The sequence below is a fragment of the Lysinibacillus piscis genome (assembly GCF_026012395.1).
GTDB classification, from domain to species: Bacteria; Bacillota; Bacilli; order Bacillales_A; family Planococcaceae; genus Lysinibacillus; species Lysinibacillus piscis.
The window spans coordinates 417,258-436,254 of record NZ_BRZA01000002.1 but is presented as its reverse complement, the minus strand read 5'-3'; the positions used below and the strand labels follow the sequence as shown (position 1 = coordinate 436,254).

General features: G+C 38.7%; 22 protein-coding genes. 7 read left to right on the top strand and 15 right to left on the bottom strand.

Going from position 1 to position 18,997, the window contains the following annotated elements; genetic code table 11:
* Nucleotides 1–34: 34 nt before the first annotated feature.
* Together OPF91_RS08475 and OPF91_RS08470 are read right to left on the bottom strand one after the other, a co-directional pair.
* Complete coding sequence (locus OPF91_RS08475; RefSeq protein WP_264988313.1) at nt 35–322, bottom strand: hypothetical protein; 288 nt, start codon at nt 320–322, stop codon at nt 35–37.
* A 127-nt stretch (nt 323–449) separates the two neighbouring features.
* Complete coding sequence (locus OPF91_RS08470) at nt 450–1,892, bottom strand: MDR family MFS transporter (RefSeq protein WP_264988312.1); 1,443 nt, start codon at nt 1,890–1,892, stop codon at nt 450–452.
* A 172-nt stretch (nt 1,893–2,064) separates the two neighbouring features.
* Here OPF91_RS08470 and OPF91_RS08465 point away from each other — a divergent pair, with 172 nt between their 5' ends.
* A complete protein-coding gene (locus OPF91_RS08465) occupies nt 2,065–2,694 on the top strand; it encodes an HAD family hydrolase (RefSeq protein WP_264988311.1) in 630 nt (209 codons plus the stop codon).
* 41 nt (nt 2,695–2,735) lie between these two features.
* Here the strand turns inward: OPF91_RS08465 and OPF91_RS08460 are convergent, their stop codons facing one another.
* A complete protein-coding gene (locus OPF91_RS08460; protein WP_264988310.1) occupies nt 2,736–3,161 on the bottom strand; it encodes a GatB/YqeY domain-containing protein in 426 nt (141 codons plus the stop codon).
* Between the two features lie 38 nt (nt 3,162–3,199).
* On the bottom strand, nt 3,200–3,607 hold the full coding sequence (locus OPF91_RS08455; RefSeq protein WP_264988309.1) for a hypothetical protein: 408 nt from the start codon (nt 3,605–3,607) through the stop codon (nt 3,200–3,202).
* 360 nt (nt 3,608–3,967) lie between these two features.
* On the opposite strand from OPF91_RS08455, the gene OPF91_RS08450 reads away from it, so the two are divergent.
* Nucleotides 3,968–4,636: a Fic family protein gene (locus OPF91_RS08450; RefSeq protein ID WP_264988308.1), complete on the top strand. Its 669-nt coding sequence runs from the start codon at nt 3,968–3,970 to the stop codon at nt 4,634–4,636.
* A gap of 108 nt (nt 4,637–4,744) precedes the next feature.
* On the opposite strand, the gene lepA is transcribed toward OPF91_RS08450, so the two are convergent.
* The 4 genes from lepA to gpr all read right to left on the bottom strand — a co-directional run bounded on the left by lepA (nt 4,745) and on the right by gpr (nt 9,536).
* Nucleotides 4,745–6,571: a translation elongation factor 4 gene (gene lepA, locus OPF91_RS08445; protein WP_264988307.1), complete on the bottom strand. Its 1,827-nt coding sequence runs from the start codon at nt 6,569–6,571 to the stop codon at nt 4,745–4,747.
* A gap of 123 nt (nt 6,572–6,694) precedes the next feature.
* The gene (locus OPF91_RS08440; protein WP_264988306.1) at nt 6,695–7,474 is read right to left on the bottom strand and encodes a class I SAM-dependent methyltransferase; all 780 of its coding nucleotides are present in this window, start codon (nt 7,472–7,474) and stop codon (nt 6,695–6,697) included.
* A gap of 152 nt (nt 7,475–7,626) precedes the next feature.
* Complete coding sequence (spoIIP, locus tag OPF91_RS08435) at nt 7,627–8,457, bottom strand: stage II sporulation protein P (protein WP_264988305.1); 831 nt, start codon at nt 8,455–8,457, stop codon at nt 7,627–7,629.
* Between the two features lie 59 nt (nt 8,458–8,516).
* On the bottom strand, nt 8,517–9,536 hold the full coding sequence (gpr, locus tag OPF91_RS08430; RefSeq protein WP_264988304.1) for a GPR endopeptidase: 1,020 nt from the start codon (nt 9,534–9,536) through the stop codon (nt 8,517–8,519).
* Between the two features lie 163 nt (nt 9,537–9,699).
* Here gpr and rpsT point away from each other — a divergent pair, with 163 nt between their 5' ends.
* On the top strand, nt 9,700–9,948 hold the full coding sequence (rpsT, locus tag OPF91_RS08425) for a 30S ribosomal protein S20 (RefSeq protein ID WP_264988303.1): 249 nt from the start codon (nt 9,700–9,702) through the stop codon (nt 9,946–9,948).
* Between the two features lie 119 nt (nt 9,949–10,067).
* Here the strand turns inward: rpsT and holA are convergent, their stop codons facing one another.
* Nucleotides 10,068–11,078, bottom strand: coding sequence for a DNA polymerase III subunit delta (gene holA, locus OPF91_RS08420; RefSeq protein ID WP_264988302.1), 1,011 nt, complete (start codon nt 11,076–11,078; stop codon nt 10,068–10,070).
* A 158-nt stretch (nt 11,079–11,236) separates the two neighbouring features.
* Here holA and OPF91_RS08415 point away from each other — a divergent pair, with 158 nt between their 5' ends.
* Nucleotides 11,237–11,374: a YqzM family protein gene (locus OPF91_RS08415; protein WP_264988301.1), complete on the top strand. Its 138-nt coding sequence runs from the start codon at nt 11,237–11,239 to the stop codon at nt 11,372–11,374.
* Between the two features lie 22 nt (nt 11,375–11,396).
* Here OPF91_RS08415 and OPF91_RS08410 read toward each other — a convergent pair whose 3' ends face one another.
* The 3 genes from OPF91_RS08410 to OPF91_RS08400 form a co-directional block, all read right to left on the bottom strand.
* On the bottom strand, nt 11,397–13,667 hold the full coding sequence (locus OPF91_RS08410) for a DNA internalization-related competence protein ComEC/Rec2 (RefSeq protein WP_309297419.1): 2,271 nt from the start codon (nt 13,665–13,667) through the stop codon (nt 11,397–11,399).
* A gap of 47 nt (nt 13,668–13,714) precedes the next feature.
* The gene (locus OPF91_RS08405) at nt 13,715–14,284 is read right to left on the bottom strand and encodes a ComE operon protein 2 (protein ID WP_264988300.1); all 570 of its coding nucleotides are present in this window, start codon (nt 14,282–14,284) and stop codon (nt 13,715–13,717) included.
* Nucleotides 14,285–14,413: 129 nt separating this feature from the next.
* Nucleotides 14,414–15,040 (bottom strand): helix-hairpin-helix domain-containing protein, encoded by a 627-nt coding sequence (locus OPF91_RS08400; RefSeq protein WP_264988299.1) that lies wholly within the window; start codon nt 15,038–15,040, stop codon nt 14,414–14,416.
* A 198-nt stretch (nt 15,041–15,238) separates the two neighbouring features.
* Here OPF91_RS08400 and OPF91_RS08395 point away from each other — a divergent pair, with 198 nt between their 5' ends.
* The 3 genes from OPF91_RS08395 to OPF91_RS08385 are packed head-to-tail and all read left to right on the top strand — an operon-like array spanning nt 15,239 to nt 17,263.
* Nucleotides 15,239–15,760, top strand: coding sequence for a sigma-70 family RNA polymerase sigma factor (locus OPF91_RS08395; RefSeq protein WP_264988298.1), 522 nt, complete (start codon nt 15,239–15,241; stop codon nt 15,758–15,760).
* Nucleotides 15,732–16,790, top strand: coding sequence for a hypothetical protein (locus tag OPF91_RS08390; protein WP_264988297.1), 1,059 nt, complete (start codon nt 15,732–15,734; stop codon nt 16,788–16,790). Before OPF91_RS08395 ends, OPF91_RS08390 begins: the two co-directional genes overlap by 29 nt.
* A 56-nt stretch (nt 16,791–16,846) precedes the next feature.
* Nucleotides 16,847–17,263, top strand: a complete 417-nt coding sequence (locus OPF91_RS08385; RefSeq protein ID WP_264988296.1) for a DUF3997 domain-containing protein — start codon at nt 16,847–16,849, stop codon at nt 17,261–17,263.
* A gap of 11 nt (nt 17,264–17,274) precedes the next feature.
* Here OPF91_RS08385 and OPF91_RS08380 read toward each other — a convergent pair whose 3' ends face one another.
* From OPF91_RS08380 to rsfS, 3 genes are read right to left on the bottom strand one after another with little or no spacing between them, the layout of a single operon-like run.
* Entirely contained in the window at nt 17,275–17,787 is a 513-nt protein-coding gene (locus tag OPF91_RS08380) for a GNAT family N-acetyltransferase (protein WP_264988295.1), read from the bottom strand.
* A 59-nt stretch (nt 17,788–17,846) separates the two neighbouring features.
* Nucleotides 17,847–18,587 (bottom strand): class I SAM-dependent DNA methyltransferase, encoded by a 741-nt coding sequence (locus OPF91_RS08375; RefSeq protein ID WP_264988294.1) that lies wholly within the window; start codon nt 18,585–18,587, stop codon nt 17,847–17,849.
* A 1-nt stretch (nt 18,588) separates the two neighbouring features.
* On the bottom strand, nt 18,589–18,933 hold the full coding sequence (rsfS, locus tag OPF91_RS08370; protein ID WP_264988293.1) for a ribosome silencing factor: 345 nt from the start codon (nt 18,931–18,933) through the stop codon (nt 18,589–18,591).
* Between the last annotated feature and the right edge of the window lie 64 nt (nt 18,934–18,997).

Genomic DNA, 18,997 nt, shown 5'->3' with positions numbered 1-18,997 from the left:
AGAAAACATTAACTGACCTACATCGTGTAGGCCCTCAAAATCCATGACACACGGTTTTTCTGTGCGAAAGCGGAGTGAAACGCAGCGTCAGCACATGTTTTTCTGTACCGAAAGCGTTAGCGTCAGGTACAACATCCGCCGGGGCTTTATCTTGATTCAGTGAATATCTTTTTATTTGCCGCTGACGTTTCACTTTCGCGCAGAAAACATTTGTATCGAAAGCGCAGTGCAACGTAGCGACAATCTTTTTTGTGCGAAAGCGCAGCGTCAGCAACAGATACAGGCGTTTGGACACCCACTCTATGGAAGTAAACATAGGCATTCATCCCCTCCCTGTAACGGAAGTGAGCTTCTGTATCTGACGCTTCACTTTCGATACAAAAACCATTTGCTGAATCAAGATAACACAAAAGCCCAGAACCATGTCATCCATGCTTCTGGGCTTTCTACTATGCTTGTTGTTTTGTTTTTGTAGCGATAAAGAACGCAAGCACAAAGGCCATCACAGCAAAAACAAGTGCTGCTATATAAACATACCCTACACCATTTGCAATCGTATCCTTTAAAAATTGAACTTCCTGCGCACTAAAGCCCGCTTTAGCGAACTCACCGTTTAGCTGAATTTCCCCTTTGCCAAGTGAGGCCATATCCGCACTTGTCGCAATGTTAAATAACATACCAAATAATGCTGCCCCTAACGCTTGGCTAAATGTATTCATAAAGGAATTTAAGCCAATCGATGTACCTAGCTGTTTCGGATCAGCTACTTTTTGAATAGAGATCATTAACATCGGCATAATTAAGCCCATTCCAAGCCCTACAATCGAAGAGCCAATATAGACACGAGCTTCTCCTGATGTACTTGATAAGCCAGCTAATAATAATGTACCACCTACTAATAAAATCGCACCGATTTGAATAATGCGCTTATTTGTTAAACGCCCGATGAGATTACCTGCTACAATGGCATTGACCGTCCAAAGTACAGACAACGGTGTCAACATTAACCCAGCCTGTGTCGCATTTTTGTCAAGTACACTTTGGGCAAAAATAGGAATATATACGGTAACGCCAATCACGACAGACATACCACTTAATGTTAAGCCATTAACAGCCATCAAACGTCCATTTTTAAATAAGGATAGTGGAATAATCGGCTCTTCAGCACGTAACTCCACGACAATAAATATGGCTAAAAATACGATAGCTACTGCATATAAAGACAATGACTGTGTCGATAGCCACATCTGTGTTTTACTATTGTCAATAATGGCATATAGTAATGCAATCATACCAATCGTAAATAACACCGCACCTAAGTAATCAATTTTACGTTTTACAGCTACAATTGCCTCTTGATAATGCTTCGCAATTAAATAAATCGCTGCTAAGCCAAATGGAACATTAATGAAGAAAATATAATGCCATGAAATATTATCCACAATAAAGCCACCAAATAATGGCCCAATCACACCTGACACGCCCCATACCATGCTTAAATAACCTTGTCCTTTAGCACGTGCTTTCTCCGTGGGGAACAATTCCCCTACCATCGTCAGCGTTAATGGTAAAATCGAGCCTGCTCCAATACCTTGGATTGCACGGAAAATGATTAACTGCTCCATCGATTGTGCGAGCCCACAAAGCATGGAACCAACTAGGAAAATCAAAATCCCAATGATAATCATACGTTTACGTCCAAATAAATCAGCCAATTTCCCAAAAATAATCGCTGCAATAGCAGATGCCAATAAATAAGCGGAGTAAATCCAGCTAATTAAATCCACACCTAATAAGTCAGCCGTAATACTTGGAATCGCTGTACTGACAATCGTTCCTTCAATTGCTGCTAATGCTGTCACTAATAGCAATGCACTAAATACTTTATTCATCCTGTCACCTCTACCTTTCCTGCATGTCCTACATTAACAATTTCACAGGAAAAAGAAAAGGTTAAATGCAAAATTTAGGGCAAATGACTGAGATAATCATTCTTTAAAATGGATTTTCAGGGTATACACTCTATGGTATAGTTGTCTTCAAGAATGAAAGGAGTGGCTAAAGATGAAGGCGATTATCTTTGATTTTGATGGTACATTAGCAGATACATTACCAATTTGCTTCTATGCCTTTCAGCAAGTATTTCAGCAATTCGATGCTCGTTCAGTAACGAATGATGACATTAAAGCGATGTTTGGACCATCCGAAACAGGTATTATTCAGCAAAATTTACAGCACCCTGATGTTGATAAAGCAATTGAGCTTTACTATAAAGCTTACACTGAACAGCATGCCCATTTTGTTCAAGCAAACACGGCAATAGCCCAGCTTTTAAATAGCCTAAAAGCAGACTATAAATTAGGCATCGTGACAGGAAAAGCAAGACGTAGCTTGGATATTTCGTTACAAGCCCTACAGATGGAAAATCTATTTGAGGTCATTATCACAGGCGATGATGTCGTACAGCCCAAACCCCATCCAGAAGGATTACAGCAAGCACTCGATTTATTAAATGTCGATTCAAGTGAAGCAGTGTTTGTTGGGGATAGTGATGCGGATATTCAAGCAGGCAAGCAAGCGAATGTTTTCACAATAGCTGTTCAATGGCTAGAGCATTGTGACACGACACACTATAAATTAGAGCCAGATGCAATAGTCAAACATGTCGAGGAATTGATGCAGTTTGTTCAATAAAAAAAGGAATCTCCTCAATTGCCAGGAGATTCCTTTTACAGTTAAATCAAGCTTTTCACAACTTTAGATATAACCGCTCCTTCAGCCTGTCCATTTAATAGCGGCTTAGCAATTTTCATGGCATCTCCCATGTTCATGCCCTTCGTTACCCCTGCTGCTACTAATTTGTAGGCAATTTCTTCTTCAGATAGCTGCTTTGGCAAAAACGATTTTAAAAGTGCTAGTTTCGCTTGCTCTTTCTCTACTAAATCAGCTCGTTCCGCCTGTGTTGCACCTTCTAATGCTTGATTTGTTTGCTTTACCTCACGATTAATAATCGCCATTTCCTCTTCTGGTGATAAAGCAGTACCTTTTTCCTTTTCAGCTAAATCTAGTGCTGATTTTACAAGCGTTAATACACCTTTCGCCAACACATCTTTTTCTTTCATCGCTGTTTTTAACTGCGCAAATACTTCATCTTTTAACATCATCAATACTCCTTTCAAATGAATAGTTTAACTATACCTTACTGTACTTCTAAAGCGAAAACATAAAAAGCATCACCATTTGACATATGCCCGTCTTCGTCACTCAACCACCATACACCATAAGAATAATAATAAATGCCTTGTTGTGTAGGTGCTGTAAATTGATTAGCTGTTACTGTAATCTCAACGGTTTCCTGATTTTCTCGCACCTCTTCAAGATACACTTTACTCGGTTGTGGCTGATAATCCATCACGATGCCCACAGTCTCCCCTGATTGCACCTTGATCGTCTCTTTATCACGCAATATTTCAATTGGTCCAGCCGTATCGACACAGCCACTTTTCCAGCAATACGTCCCAAGTGTGGTCGGATAGGTTTTACCACCAATTTCAAGCTGAACACTCGGCGGTTTCTTTCCTGAAATAGCGTTACTTGAACATCCCATTAAACAAATGACCACCATCATCAGTAAAATCCATAATTGCTTACGAATCGGAATTCCCCCTTATTTTTTATATACACGCTGAAAGAGCTAGGTGAGTGTCTATCACTATTGTAAAATAAAGGCGTTCATGTTACAGCTAAAAACGATTACTAAAAAGCTTCATTGCTAGGGCAATCGTAGTACATATCATAAATACTATGTAAGCTACTTTCATTCATGAACAATGAACAATATTGACTTACACTACTTTCTTTTCTAATATCTTACTTAACAGGTGAAACAGGAATGAAAGAGCGAATCAAAAATAAAAAATGATAAAAAAACCTGAATATCCGAAATAAAAGGAGTTAAGTAAAAATAATGTTTAACATAAACAATAAATATAATCTAAGTGAACGTGAATCTAGATTTTTATTAAAAAAGTCATTAGTCGAACTCATACACGCAAATTCACGACTTGAAAAAGTAAATACAACATTCCCTCAGACCAAAACCATTGTTGAAGGTATGAGTGTTAGTGGCGTAAGCATGGACGATATTCAAATAATTTTAAATTTAAAAAATGCCTATACCTATATTTTAAAAGAATCAGCTCCATTTACATTGGAAGTGGCAAAAAAAATTAATTCCTTTGTATCCTATAATGAATCACTTGCATGGGGTGTTGTACGAAATGGAAATGTCGGTATTCATGGCGTTAATTATCAGCCTAGTATTCCTGTAGAGCATAAAGTAACAGCACATATTCAATCTCTTTTAACAGACGATAGCGTTTCAACCACTCACCGCGCATTGAAATACATGTATTATGCTATGCGCACACAAATTTTCTGGGATGGCAATAAACGCACAGCATTAATTTCTGCAAACTATATTATGCTTCTAAACGGGAATGGCGTTTTACACATCGAGGAGAGTAAGCTAGAGAAGTGGAATGAATTATTATCCGAATTTTATGAAACAAATAATGATGAAAAAATCATCACTTGGACATCTAACAATTGTATTTTCGGTATCGACTATCAATAAAATGCTTCATTTGCAAATGAAATAAAACTTGCCAATCAGTTATAAACTAATCGGCAAGTTTTTCTATGAAAATGAGCATTAGCCTTTTCCCAAGACTGTAGCCCACTACTACTTACTATCATCCATCTTCAATACTGCCATAAACGCCTCCTGAGGTACTTCCACAGAGCCAACTTGCTTCATTCGTTTTTTACCTTCTTTTTGCTTATCTAATAGCTTACGTTTACGTGAAATATCTCCACCATAACATTTCGCTAATACGTTTTTACGAATGGCTTTAATTGTAGAACGTGCCACTACTTTTTGACCAATTGCTGCTTGTACAGGCACTTCAAATTGCTGACGTGGGATTAATTCTTTTAATTTTTCTACAATCACTTTTCCACGCTCGTAGGCAAAATCACGATGTACGATAAAGCTCAGCGCATCGACCTGTTCACCGTTTAATAAAATATCCATCTTCACTAATTTCGATGGCTGGTAACCAATTAACTCATAGTCAAACGACGCATAGCCTTTTGTATTTGATTTTAAATAATCAAAGAAATCATAAACAATTTCAGCTAATGGAATTTCGTAAATGATGCTGACACGAGATGTATCAATATAATCCATTGTCATGAAATTCCCACGCTTCATTTGGCAAAGCTCCATTACTGCCCCAACATAATCATTCGGTACCATAATTGTTGCTTTTACATATGGTTCTTCTACACGGTCAATTTTTTGTGGATCTGGCATAAAGGATGGGTTGTCTACCTTCAATGTCGAACCATCTGTTAAGTGCACATCATAGATTACAGAAGGTGCTGTCGTAATTAAATCAATATTAAATTCACGTTCAATACGCTCTTGAATAATTTCCATATGCAACAGTCCTAAGAAACCACAACGGAAACCGAAACCAAGTGCCTGAGATGTTTCAGGCTCATATTGCAAGGCAGAATCATTCAGCTCTAATTTTTCTAACGCTTCACGTAAATCATTATATTTAGCTGTATCAATTGGATATAAACCACAGTACACCATTGGATTCAAACGGCGATAACCTGCTAATGGTGCTTCTGCTGGGCGATTTGCAAATGTTACTGTATCCCCTACACGTGTATCGCCTACATTTTTAATAGAGGCTGTTAAATACCCTACATCCCCTACCGTTAACTCAGCTTGTGGAGCGACTTTTGGTGTATGTACGCCAACCTCAATGACTTCAAATTCTGCGCCTGTAGCCATCATACGGATTTTATCGCCCGCTTTGACTGTACCTTCCATAACACGAATCGAAATAATAACACCTTTGTAGGCATCATATACAGAGTCGAAAATCAGTGCTTGTAATGGTGCTTCTGGATCACCAGTTGGTGCAGGAACCTTTTCAACAATTTGCTCTAAAATATCTTCAATACCAATACCCGCTTTCGCAGAGGCTAATACCGCTTCCGATGCATCTAAACCAATCACATCTTCCACCTCTTGACGAACACGCTCTGGGTCTGCTGCTGGTAAGTCGATTTTGTTGATAACAGGTAAAATTTCTAAGTCATTATCCAATGCTAAATAAACGTTTGCTAATGTTTGTGCCTCGATACCTTGTGCCGCATCCACGACTAAAATAGCGCCTTCACAAGCAGCTAAACTACGTGATACTTCATACGTAAAATCGACGTGTCCTGGTGTGTCGATTAGATGGAATGTATACACTTCTCCATCCTTTGCTTCATACTTTAATTGTACAGCATTCAATTTAATCGTAATACCTCGCTCACGCTCTAAATCCATGGAATCGAGGAGTTGTGCTTTCATTTCACGAGAGGTTAAGGACTTCGTTTGCTCTAAAATACGGTCAGCAAGCGTTGATTTCCCGTGGTCGATATGTGCAATAATAGAGAAATTTCGAATATTCTCTTGTCTTTTTAAACGTGCTTCTCGGTTCATTTTTTCCACTCCTAATTAAACTATATTGAATTATACTATGAACGAGATGCAAAGTACAACAACATATAGCGCTTAAATCCCATCGTATCAGCAGTTGACAGGTTTTAATAGATTATTGTACTTTTAAACAATGATTTGAACGATATATCGTGAAAAATGGATAGGTAAACCTTTTTCAGTAGCATTTTGCTCAAAAATAGTCGTTATGGGCGTTAAATTTTTCTCTTTTAACGTTTCAAAAATAGATGGATGTTGACCAAAACAGCGGAGTTTCAATATATCTAGTGGGGATTGGATATATTCCGTACTGTCAACTGTTTTGATATGTGACTGTGAAAAGTTGCTTAGCTTAAGCTTTTGTTCAATACTATCCAATATAGGTGTTCCTTCTGATATTTCAAAGAGATGAGGAAATAACAATGGTAATTCCTTTCCTAAGGCATCTCCAGGATGAAGTCCAATAATAGCTCCTCCCTTTTTTATCACTTGCTTTAAGGCAAGATACGCAGAGGTCGGGCCCTTTCTTATGTATGCACAATTAAACTCTTCTGCTTTAAATGGTAAGCCATCTTTTATGTTACCTACGATAAAAGAAGCATTTGATTTTTTATTGTCATTTCCAACTTGAACGAAATTATCTGTGGCATCAAAGCCAACTATTTCTTTTGCTACTAAACTGCATTTAAGTGTGAATTCACCATGTCCACACCCAACGTCCAATACTTTTTTATTCGGAATAGTCTGCATGACAATTTGATCAAACATCGATTCTCCATTAGGCTCTGAAAGTACAGAACGCCACGGATATTCATAATTTTTTTGTAGATGACTAAGCTGCTTGTACCATTTAATTGAATGCGGTGGTATCCAATTTTCAAAGGTCGTTGGGTCAAGTAATTTCATACTTTCATCCTCCTTTATTTTCTGTAAACGAATAAAATATTCTACAAAAATAAAAAAATCCCTTGTGGAATGACATAATTTTTCAATAAAAAACACAAGAAGGGACATGGCAACATCGATTACCCGCCCCTTCTTCACATTTCAAATATTATTTAAGATGGTTGTTTTTCTAACATGAAAGATTTGGCAATCGCTTTGCCGATCACTGCAATCGTACGATTTAATTCATCCTCAGTGTTATCAATGCCACCTAACTCAATTAACAGCATTTCCTTAGCCAAATCCTGATTGTAGCGACCGTCTACATTGTCACCACTTTTTGAAATAACCCCTTTTGAAATTTGAGGTACTATGTTATTCATCGTAGCAGATAAAGTTTCTGCATACTGGGTATTCCATTTGTAATTTGGATGCTCTGCTCCTACAACCAACGATATACGTGCATAATTTTCGTTATTGTGCATAATGGTAGAAGCTTCTTTTTTCGTTGCATCTCGGTGAAAGTCAATGATTACATCATAAGACTGCTCCTGCAAGCGTTTTGCCAAAAACGGTCTTACAGTGCTGTAAGAAGCCGCCATATTTTTCCCCTGTAATTTCACTTCTTTCATGACATCCACATCCAAAACATCCGTTTGTATCCCATTCATGCTGAAATGTTTAGCAATGGCCTCTTGTAGCTGAAAAATATTTGTTTTTTCATCGTAAACCGCCATTTTGCCACTAACAGCTTTGACAATCGGTTGATAGGATTCATGTGAATGGGTGAATAATATTAACGCTTTAAAAGGCTCTTTCGTTTGTTCTAATACCATTTGTTCTTCTAAATTGGTGGCAGCAAACACAACCTGCTTATCTTCAGGTGGTTGAATCGGAGTTGATGTCTGCTGTTTGTTAATCGGAAGTTGCCCAGCAATGACAGGTAATACGAAGAAAAACAACAATATACCAAATGACCATTGTAATTTTTTTAGCAAAGTCACACCCTCCTCCCCATATCGTATGGAGAGGACATGCTGTTTAGAACGACCTTTTTTCTATTCTACTCTAAATCTTGTGCCCACGTCATAAGCATAGAAGCAATTAATTTGGCATAACGCTCAGTCCAATAATCAGCTTCCTTTGGCGTTACCATCAGTTGTGTATGTGCACTCGCCAACGTTTCCTCAAATAATTGCTGACGTTCCTCCTTCGACCATGTTACCCATTCGCCAAAAATCGGCTTGATCGGCGTCATATCCAATTCTTGCTCACTTGTCGGTTGCCAAGATGTTAGTGATAATTTTGCTGAAGGCTTGTTACGTTCTGCTATACGCGTTGTAATGGAACGCAGCATCATTTCTACTGCTCCTGCAATAAGGACAGGCGCATCCACTACTGTCGGAATACCAATAGCTGTGACAGGAATACCTAATGTTTGTGCTGAAATTTCTTGCCGTTGATTGCCAACCCCTGAGCCTGGATGAATGCCTGTATCGGTTAATTGAATGGTTTTACATAGTCGTTCACTTGCACGTGTTGCTAAGGCATCGACCACAATAATTAAGGTTGGCTTTAATCGTTCAGCAAGTGCTGCCACAAACTCACCTGTCTCATAGCCTGTTTGCCCTGTCACACCAGGTGCATACATAACAAACTTATCATCAATTTCATCTAAACTATGCAGTTCATCAATCAAATATGGACCAATGGCATCAGGTGTAATCGTTCGATTGCCCAACCCAATAATTAAAATTTTGGCGTCTTTTGACCATGTAATCGTTTCATGTAACTGTTGAAAATTTTGCAATAACACTTTTTCCATTTGTTGAAATCCATCTTGGTCATCCACCGTTAACGTTGGAATCGATAACGTAATATAACGCCCCTCTTTTTTACCAATACCCTTCTCACCTGTTGCATCGACACGGACATCCGTGATTTTCACACGTCCTACATGACGATCTTCTATTTGAACACCACTTGCTTGTTCTAACTTATCCTTCTGTTCCTTTGTTTGATGTAATACAACTTCTTCCGCTTCATCCACTAAATCTGTTCGTTGCCAATTTACATTTTGCATGTTATTCACCTCATTATTCAGTTTGCACAAGCTGTCAAGTAAATATTCTTTGCATTTATCTATTGCAATTTAGCCCTGTGTTTGCTAAAATAACTTTTGTTGTATAAACACAAGAAATTAATGAGAAGATATCATCTCGTACCTATTCTAGGAGGTGAAACATATGCCAAACATTAAATCTGCGATTAAACGCGTAAAAGTAAACGCAAAAGCAAACGTTGCTAACTCTCAAGCAAAATCTGCAATGCGTACTACAGTGAAAAAAGCTGAAAATGCTATTGCTGCAAATGCTGAAAATGTACAAGAGCTTGTACAATCTGCTCACAAAGCACTAGACAAAGCAGCTTCAAAAGGACTAATCCACAAAAACGCGGCGGCTCGTAAAAAGTCTCGCCTTGCAAAAAAAGCGTAATAATGGTGTTAAAAGATCAGATACCTCTATCATAAGGGGAGCTGATCTTTTTTACATCGTACAAAAAAGGCAGAAACATTGTACAATCCATGTTTCTACCTTTCATTCTTTTATGATCGCTATAATTTGCGTAATAAAAATAACTCCAAATACCTTTCCCGATTACCACCTGCTGTTTTCAACTGCAAATCAACCTCTGCTAGCTGATACAATGCCTGCAACAATCGTTCCTCTGATGGGCGATTACGCTGCTCAACCATTAACTTCACGCGATATGGATGAACTTTTAAATTTTTCGCAATTTGTTGTGGATGATAGCCCTTTTTTAATAAATAAAATACATTAGACATCGTGCGTACATTAGAGGCGAGTAACCCAACTAACATAATGGGCTCTTGCTTTTGACGCAGTAAATCATGATAGATGGACAAAGCTGTGACAGAGTCGTTTGCAAAATAAGCATTCAACATTTTAAACGCATCCTGCTCCAATGTTTTCGCTACTAAATCCTCTACCAATGCTACTGTAATTTCACCACTCTGTCCTAAATAAAGCGTTAATTTTTCAAGCTCCATTTGCAACTGTAGCATATTAGCCCCTACCATTGCAACAAGCTGCTCAATGGCAGGTTGAGCAATCGTGCAGCCCTCTGCCTTTACCATGCTTTGAATCCAAACTGTTAAATCCTGCTCTTTTGGTGTCTCTGCTTGTACAAGAAAAGCATGCTCTTTCATCATTTTCGTCACTTTTTTACGTTCATCTAATTTTTCATATGGCGCAATAAATACTGTTACTGAAAAATCAGATGGATGCGCCAGCCACGTTTCAAGACGTTTCATATCATGGTCTATTTTTTCTTTACCTTTTTCACTCGCCTTTAAAAAAGAAGCATTTTTCGCAATAATTAATTTGCGCTCTGAAAAAAAAGGAATCGTATCTGCTTCATCAATCACTACATCTACAGGCACTTCCTCCAAGTCAAAGGTTGCCACTTCTCGCTCTTCCTCCGAACCTAGTGCTTCTTTTAAACGGTTAATCGTTTCATCAATAAAATAGCTTTCTTCCCCAACAAGTAAATAGACGGGCGCCAGTTGCCCTTTATTTATATTTTGCCATACTTTTGAAATCATACGTTCTCCTCCATCTAGCTATACTATTAGTATACACGATTGCCCTATGTTTTTGACTGAATTGTGTCGATTGCCTTCTATATGATGAATTCTCCTTTTCAATATAGCTTTTCTAAAACGGTTGCCTTATAATAAATAGCAGAAGTGGAGGGATAATTATGAATCCATTTGAAGGAAAAAACATCCAATGCAAACGTAACGATGCCATTGATTCTGCAATAGGTTTCGTTGTACCATTTGGTGTTTTCACACTAATGTTTATCATCGCAACAATTGTAGACTTCGTTGCTAAGTAAGCACTATAAAAAAAGACCTTGTTTATTGGACAAGGTCTTTTTTTATTTTGATTTCAAGTGTACCATCTATGCCTGTTGTCCATGTTGGTAGTTGTCGCCTGTGAAAGCGTTCTACTACCTCTTGATGTGGGTGATGATAGCGATTATGGAGACCTGCACTAAATACCGTTAACATTGGGCGTACCAGCTCTACAAAGGGCTCACTGCTCGATGTTTTACTGCCATGATGCCCTGCTTTCAATAGCGTAAGATTAGCTAAATGCTCACCATACAATGCCTGTAGCCCTTGCTCTCCTGCTTCCTCTAAATCACCTGTCAGCAGCCCCCGAAAACGACCATGCTGTATATAAAGCACAATGGAATCATTATTGCCCTCATAGTCTGTATCATGTGGCCATAAATATTGAAACACTGTCTCTCTCACCTGCCAGCTCGTTCCCTGCATCTTTTCTTTTACTGGTACATGCCGTTTTTGTGCTTCTTTCAGTATATCCTGCATCACCTGCTTAGTCGTTGATTGCGGTGTGACATGGATTTCTCCCATAGCAATTTCCTGTAAAACTTCCTCCGCACCTTCTACATGGTCTGCATCTGCATGTGTCACAATGAAAATATCAATCATTCGTATTCCTTTGCCCTTTAAAAATGGCACAACCACTTGCTTACCTACTTCATATGGCTGCTTAGATGCTTTCCACCTAGCTTGCTGAAAACGTAGAACACCTCCTGCATCAATCATGTAGACAGCTTTTCGGTAAGGCAGTTCAATAATCGTACAATCTCCTTGTCCGACATTTAAAAAGGTTATTTTCATCTCCGAAAAAAACATCGGTGACCAATGAATCCAACAAGCTGGTAGGAAAAGTACGATAAGGCATAATACATAACGCTTAATTTCTAAAAAATAAAGACTAACAATAGCACTAACCATCGCTATACCGCATAGCCATATAGCAGGTCTTCCTGGTGACCATAGTTGATAAGGAAGCTGTTGAAGAAAGAAAATAAACGCCGTTAACCATAGTCGTAAAGGCTCGTAAAACACAAAGCATAAATGAACTAGTGGCATTGAAATGAATGTTAACAGAAAGAGGAAGATATTAATCGGTAAAATAATGAAGGAAAACAGAGGAACGAAAAAAATATTAGCGATGAAAGAGGAAAGGGAAATTTCATAAAAATGATAGAGTAATAATGGATAAACGAGCAATTGACAAACAAAGGTAATCAAAAAAGAACGCAATAGCCAATTCGTTGCTTCTTTCAAAATACGATTGGAATAAATCAAGCTAGCCGTTGCTAAATACGATAACTGAAAGCCCACTTGAAAAATAACACCTGGCTCTAGCAACACGAAACCAATAAAGCTCCATGCTAGTGCATCATCTATCGCTAATCGCCAATTAAAATAGCGTAGTAGCAAAATGAGTTCCACAACCGAAACTGCTCGCCATACAGACGGAGCACTACCTGCAAGTACACCATATATCGGTAAAATAAGCAGTAAAGAAAAGGTGGCAATGCCCTTGCGTACATGTAAACGCAAAAGCCCCTCAAAAAATAGCCAAGAAATAAGCGCAACATGTAGTCCAGAAATCGCAAATAAATGCGTAATACCTAACTTTTGATAGGCTCGTTGCAATTCGTCATCTACCTCATCCTGTATACCAAATAGCAATGCCTGTGCCTCTGCTACAAGGGATGGTGGAAATGTTTGTTCAATATGCACTTTCATGCGATGTCGCTGCTGTGCCAGCCATGTTTGGAAAGATTGGCGCTGTTGTACAAATGTCCATTCTGTTACCTCAAAAATACCTCTTGCTCCTTTACTCTTTAAATAATCGTTCATGGAAAAGGCATATGCATGTGCCTTTGGTGCGGGCTCTACTAACTCACCCTGCACCTGATAGACTGAGCCTGCTAAAGAATGTTTTGCAAAGAAATTTTTCTCCTGCTCAGAATGGAATGTATAAACAACATACAATTTGTCCTTTGTTGCAGTCTGCACAAAGCCTCGTAGCTTTTGTCCATTCACTTTATATTCATTTGTCCATGTAATCAGAATTTGGGAAGGTAAGGGAGAGGGCTCGGTCTGTTGCCCAAGCATAATAAAGCCATAGGAGAAAAAGCCACTGCCCAGCATAAGGGCTATCACAGCACGTTGCTCCCCTTTCAAAAGGAGTAGCAATAATAAAATAAAAAGGAACGTGAGTAGCCATGCTGACTTGTGTGCTGCTAAAGAGGCGACAAGTACAGCAAGTGCTACATAAATCCATTTATGTTGATTCAGCAAAAAATCCCTCCTCAATAGTTAGAGGATGCGTATCTATCTGAAAGTCATTAAATTATTTTACCAAATAATGCACTCACCCTTTGTTCATAAGGGCGTAATTCTTCTTCTGGCACACCCTTTTCTCGCAGTGCGTGTAGCATGTCGATATACAGGGCTAGTTTATCCTCGCTTAAAAAATCTATTTTACGTTCATCGAAAGGTACATGCACGACCTCGACACCTGCTTTTTGAAATAATTCCTGTGCATACGGATTATTTTTATAATCTGTCGCATAGTAGACACGCTCAATGCCTGCTTGAATAATGGATTTGGTACAAGGGAGACAAGGAAAATGTGTTACATATAAATCGGCTCCTCTTGTCGGTGTACCATATTTCGCACATTGCAAAAGGGCATTCATTTCCGCATGAATGGTGCGCACACAATGATTATCTACAACATAGCATCCCTTTTCAATACAATGCTCGTCCCCTGTAATCGAACCGTTATAGCCCCCTGCAATAATGCGTTTGTCTCGAACAATTGTCGCACCTACCGCTAGTCGTGTACACGTACTACGCAATGCTAATAAATGACTTTGTGCCATGAAAAATTGATCCCAAGTAATTCGCTCCATATGACATCCTCCAATCAATGACGCCCTAGTCTATCTTGATTAAGGCGCTACTTGCATTCAGCAGCATTAGCTGAACCAAGCTAAACTATCTTTGTTTAGTGTAGCTCTTTTAGAAAAGAAACGTCAATATCACTTTACTGTAATCGCATCTTTTAACTTTTCGTACGTTTTTTCACCGATGCCACTTACTTTTTTTAAATCCTCAATCTGCCCGAAACCGCCATTTTCCTCACGGTAAGCAATAATGCTTTTCGCCTTTGCTGGTCCAATACCTGTTAAGGTCGTCAATGTTTCTTCATCTGCTTGGTTTAAATTCACCTTGCCATCTTGTATAATACTGGCGCTACTTTGTACAGGGAAGCTCGCTTGCTCTATTGCCTGCTCCCCCTCTACTGGAACATAAATCACCATTTCATCCTGTACTTTTTGCGCGTGATTAATAAATTTTGTATCTGCATTGTCCTCATAACCGCCTGCCAGTTGCACCGCATCGATTACACGTTGGTCATCACGCAGCTGATAGACACCAGGCGATTTCACTGCACCTTTTATATCGACAAATACTTGCTTACTCACCGCAGTCTCTATAAGGGTTGTCTCATTTTGTTGTTCAATAGGTTGGATTGGTTCAAACAGCTCTTCTTGGGGAGTTGAAGAGGTTTCATTTGAAAAATAGAAGTAACAAAGTACACTGATAAGCAGTACACTGGGGATTAGCATACTTTTTTTATACTTTTGCCAAAATGATTGGATCATCTAAGCACCTCTCTTCTATGGAAAGAGGTCATATGGAGCTACTGCTAGTTTACAATACTAGATACAGCTTGAGAAGTTATTTTTTCAATGCAAAAATGTCACGCTCCCACAAAATTTATTTTTATATAAAAAATTTTGATCATTTTGCGTCCTATTCGATAAAACGTCCGTCTATACAACTGAAAGGAGGAACGAGCAATGCAAATTGAGCAAATTATACATACATATGGCGATTATTTATACCGTGTTGCCTTTATTTATACGAAGGATATCAATGCAGCAGAAGAAGTTGTACAAGATGTTTTTTTCAATTATTCTCGTAAATCAATCCAATATAAAGGCGATGCTACATTAAAAACGTATTTAGTCAAAATGACCATTAATCGTAGCTATGACTATTTACGAAGCTGGAAAAATAAGCGCTTAGTGCTATTAGAAAAAATTCAAGGAAAGCCAAGCCCTACAACAGAGCAATTGCTCATCCAGATGGAGTCACGTGGTGAAGTGACCAAAGCGGTCCTTGCATTACCTATCAAATATCGTGAAATCATCTTGCTGTATTATTATGAAGATTTTTCGATACGTGAAATTGCCACATTAACTAATACCTTAGAGTCTACACTAAAATCAAGGCTCCAGCGTGCACGCGAAAAATTGAAAATAACGTTACAAGATAAGGAGGTTTTAGAGGATGAAACAATTCAAACAAGAATTGAATAGTGTCCATTTATCCGAGGAACAAAGGCAACGTATTATGAAAAAAGTGCAGCAAGGGCATGTGACCGCACCTAGTCATTGGCCATATCGTATTGTTTTATCAAGCTTTGTCGCTTTAGCTATCTTTTTTATCCTCCTTAGTATGGAATTGCCACAGCTTACAACAGCAAATCACGCCTTTTCCTATTTAGAGACTACACATGACAAGCATTTTCGAAAATTGCTCCTACTAGCAAGTATTAGCTTGTTGCTTGTCTTAACAGCGAGCATCATGGCGATCCGCCTACTCTATGTAACAGAACGCTGGCAAACGAAGCCTGTTGTTAGGAAAGCTAAACAAATTTTACGTGCTTATCGTCAAATGTGGGCATGGCATATGCTCACACCGATTATCTGGGGTATCCTCTTAATAATCTGGTGGAATACGATTGATCGTGCTAGCTATCCAATTTTCAATACATTACTGCTTTTACCAGTCTATGTGTGGCTTTCTACAAGCTATTTATTATTGATTCACCTGCGTATAGCAAATGCTACATGGAAGGATGCACTACGCTGGCACAGCTATGTGACACTTTACATCACGATAGTGTTCTTATTATTTGTACCATCTTTGTTCATAGCAGATACACAAGCATGGTTTTGGCATGTACTATATATTTTGACAATCCTGCATATTACGTTCCTGCTTTTTGCCTATAGTAATCGGAAAACAAAGCAACCAAGCTGTCCACATTGTCAACACGTACTAACGGCCAAAGAAGGTCGAAAAATCTATTTTGCAACCTTGAACAAACAATGCCCACACTGTCAGCAGCCTGTTTATATCACTCAAAAATCGAGACAAAGTACTAGCATTGTTTGGCTATTCCCTTTACAAAGCCTATTTCTCGCTAACTTTTTCCACGTCTCATGGATACTTGTCGTCTTAGCATTTATTAGTAGTGCTTATTATTTCTATTTTTATGTTTTAACATTACAAGTCGAATTAAGCGCGGAAAAAGAAGATGATACAATTAAACCTTTGTGGTAATCGCAACCAAATATTCATTCATATCGTCCCCTTATCCAAGAAGGGGGCGGTTTTTTATGCGCTATTTAGGCTATCCACTACTATGTCTTATACTATTAACGGGCTGTGCAGGCTTAGCTGATTATACGATTCCTTTACCAAATGGCTATCGGATTGACCGTACATCCGCTCAGCAAATTAGCATTTATAGTGAAGAACCTATTGCAAATGAACAAAATTACCGTTATACACCGCCTAAAATCACTCATATTTGGTGGAATGACGATTTTATTATAGCGAAACAAGCAATTCTCAAATCAGAGAATAATTGCGTAGCAGTACCTACAGAAGGAAAATATGCTTTTTGGATAATTGATATGCACGCTCATCTTGTCTATGGTCCATTTGATAAAAATGCTCTAGCTCAGCAAAAGGAGCTTTTAGGATTACCTCAAAAAATAAAATGGACTGCTATTGAAGATTTACATCAATAGCAAGTGCCCTATTACTCATCTAAAAATGCTTCATCATATTTGACAACGCCTGTAACATCCTGTAAGCCGTTTTCACATAGCTCTAATGCCATAAATGCCTCTTGTGGTACATCAAATGGCGCTATAATATGCCACTGGGAAGCAGGCATGAAGCCAAACTTCGGATAGTATGCTGGATGCCCCAATACAATCACCGAATGATAGCCAAGCTTCTGTGCCTTCTGTAATGCCTCTTGGATTAACCTTGTACCAATGCCTTGTTGTTGAAAATCAGGCAATACTGAAACAGGCGCTAACGCTAAGGAAATCGCCTCACCAATATGAATTTTTGTCAATAAAATATGACCAATTATTCGACCATTACGCTCCGCTACTAATGATAGCTCAGGAATAAATGCCTGTGAATTGCGCAATTTCTTGACTACATGATGCTCCTGTTTATCACTTATTTCTTCATTGACAAATGCTGCTTGTATAACTGCTTCCACTGCAGGATAATCTGCCGCTTGCTCTTGTCGAATCATGCCCTAGCCCTCCATAGAAAAATAGCCCGATAGATATAATATCCATCAGGCGTTATTCGTTATTTGATTGCACGTATAAAAATGCGCTCACTGTCATCCACTGGCGCTTGCTTTGTAAAATCAGCCGTTACCTCAATCGCTGTAAAGCCAATTTCCTGTAACCATGCTACATATTGCTCCACTGGAAATGTTCGCTGTCTATGCTCTTCATCAAAGCGCTCATAAAGATTACTTGCCTCATCTCGTACATAAAATGTCATTTGGTGCATCACGGAATGGGCAAACTCATCTGGCTCTGTATGCCAAACATAGCTAATGTCTCCATCATCATACGTAAATGGACCATCTAAAAAGATTTCGTCCATTTTAAATAATGAATGAACATCAAAAAATAGCTGTCCACCTTGTCTTAATGCATCATAAATACGCTGAAACGTAGTATAAACAGCCTGCTCCTCCATTACATAATTCAAAGAATCAATCGCAATTGTTACAACATCCAATGCTTCAAAACCATCTAACTTATCCATAGACATACAAAATAACGGGACATGTACACCTGCATGGGCAAAATGATTGGCTGCTATAGCTAACATTTCCTCTGATAAATCAATACCACTCACCTGATAGCCCATTTGTGCAAAAGCTACTGTTAATGTTCCTGTCCCACAGCCAATATCTAAAAGCTGTGGAAAGGATTCACTCGGTGCATGTTCCATGACCCATTCACTATACAACTCATATGGAATATCAGTTTGCAGTGCATCATAGACATGGGCAAAGCGCTCATAACTGCTCACCTTATACCTCTGGAACGTCTAATTGTGGTGCATCTCCCCATAGACGCTCTAAATTATAATAGGCACGCTCATCTTTATGGAAAATATGTGCGACAACATCGCCAAGGTCCACTAAAACCCAACGTGCTGCATCAAACCCTTCAATGCGACGAATTTCATAGCCTTCTTTTTCTGCAAGGTCTTGTAATTCACGTGCAATCGCCTGTACTTGACGATCTGAATTTCCGTGTGTAATCACAAAATAATCTGCTAAAAGGGAAATACCCTGCATGTTTAATACGACAATATCCTCCCCATGTTTATCGTCGATCGCTTTATAAGCTGCTTGTAATAATGTTGAAGTCATCCTTCACTGTCCTCTCTTATTTATCAATTACGCTTCAGTGTGTTTGTGTCTAACTGTAACATCC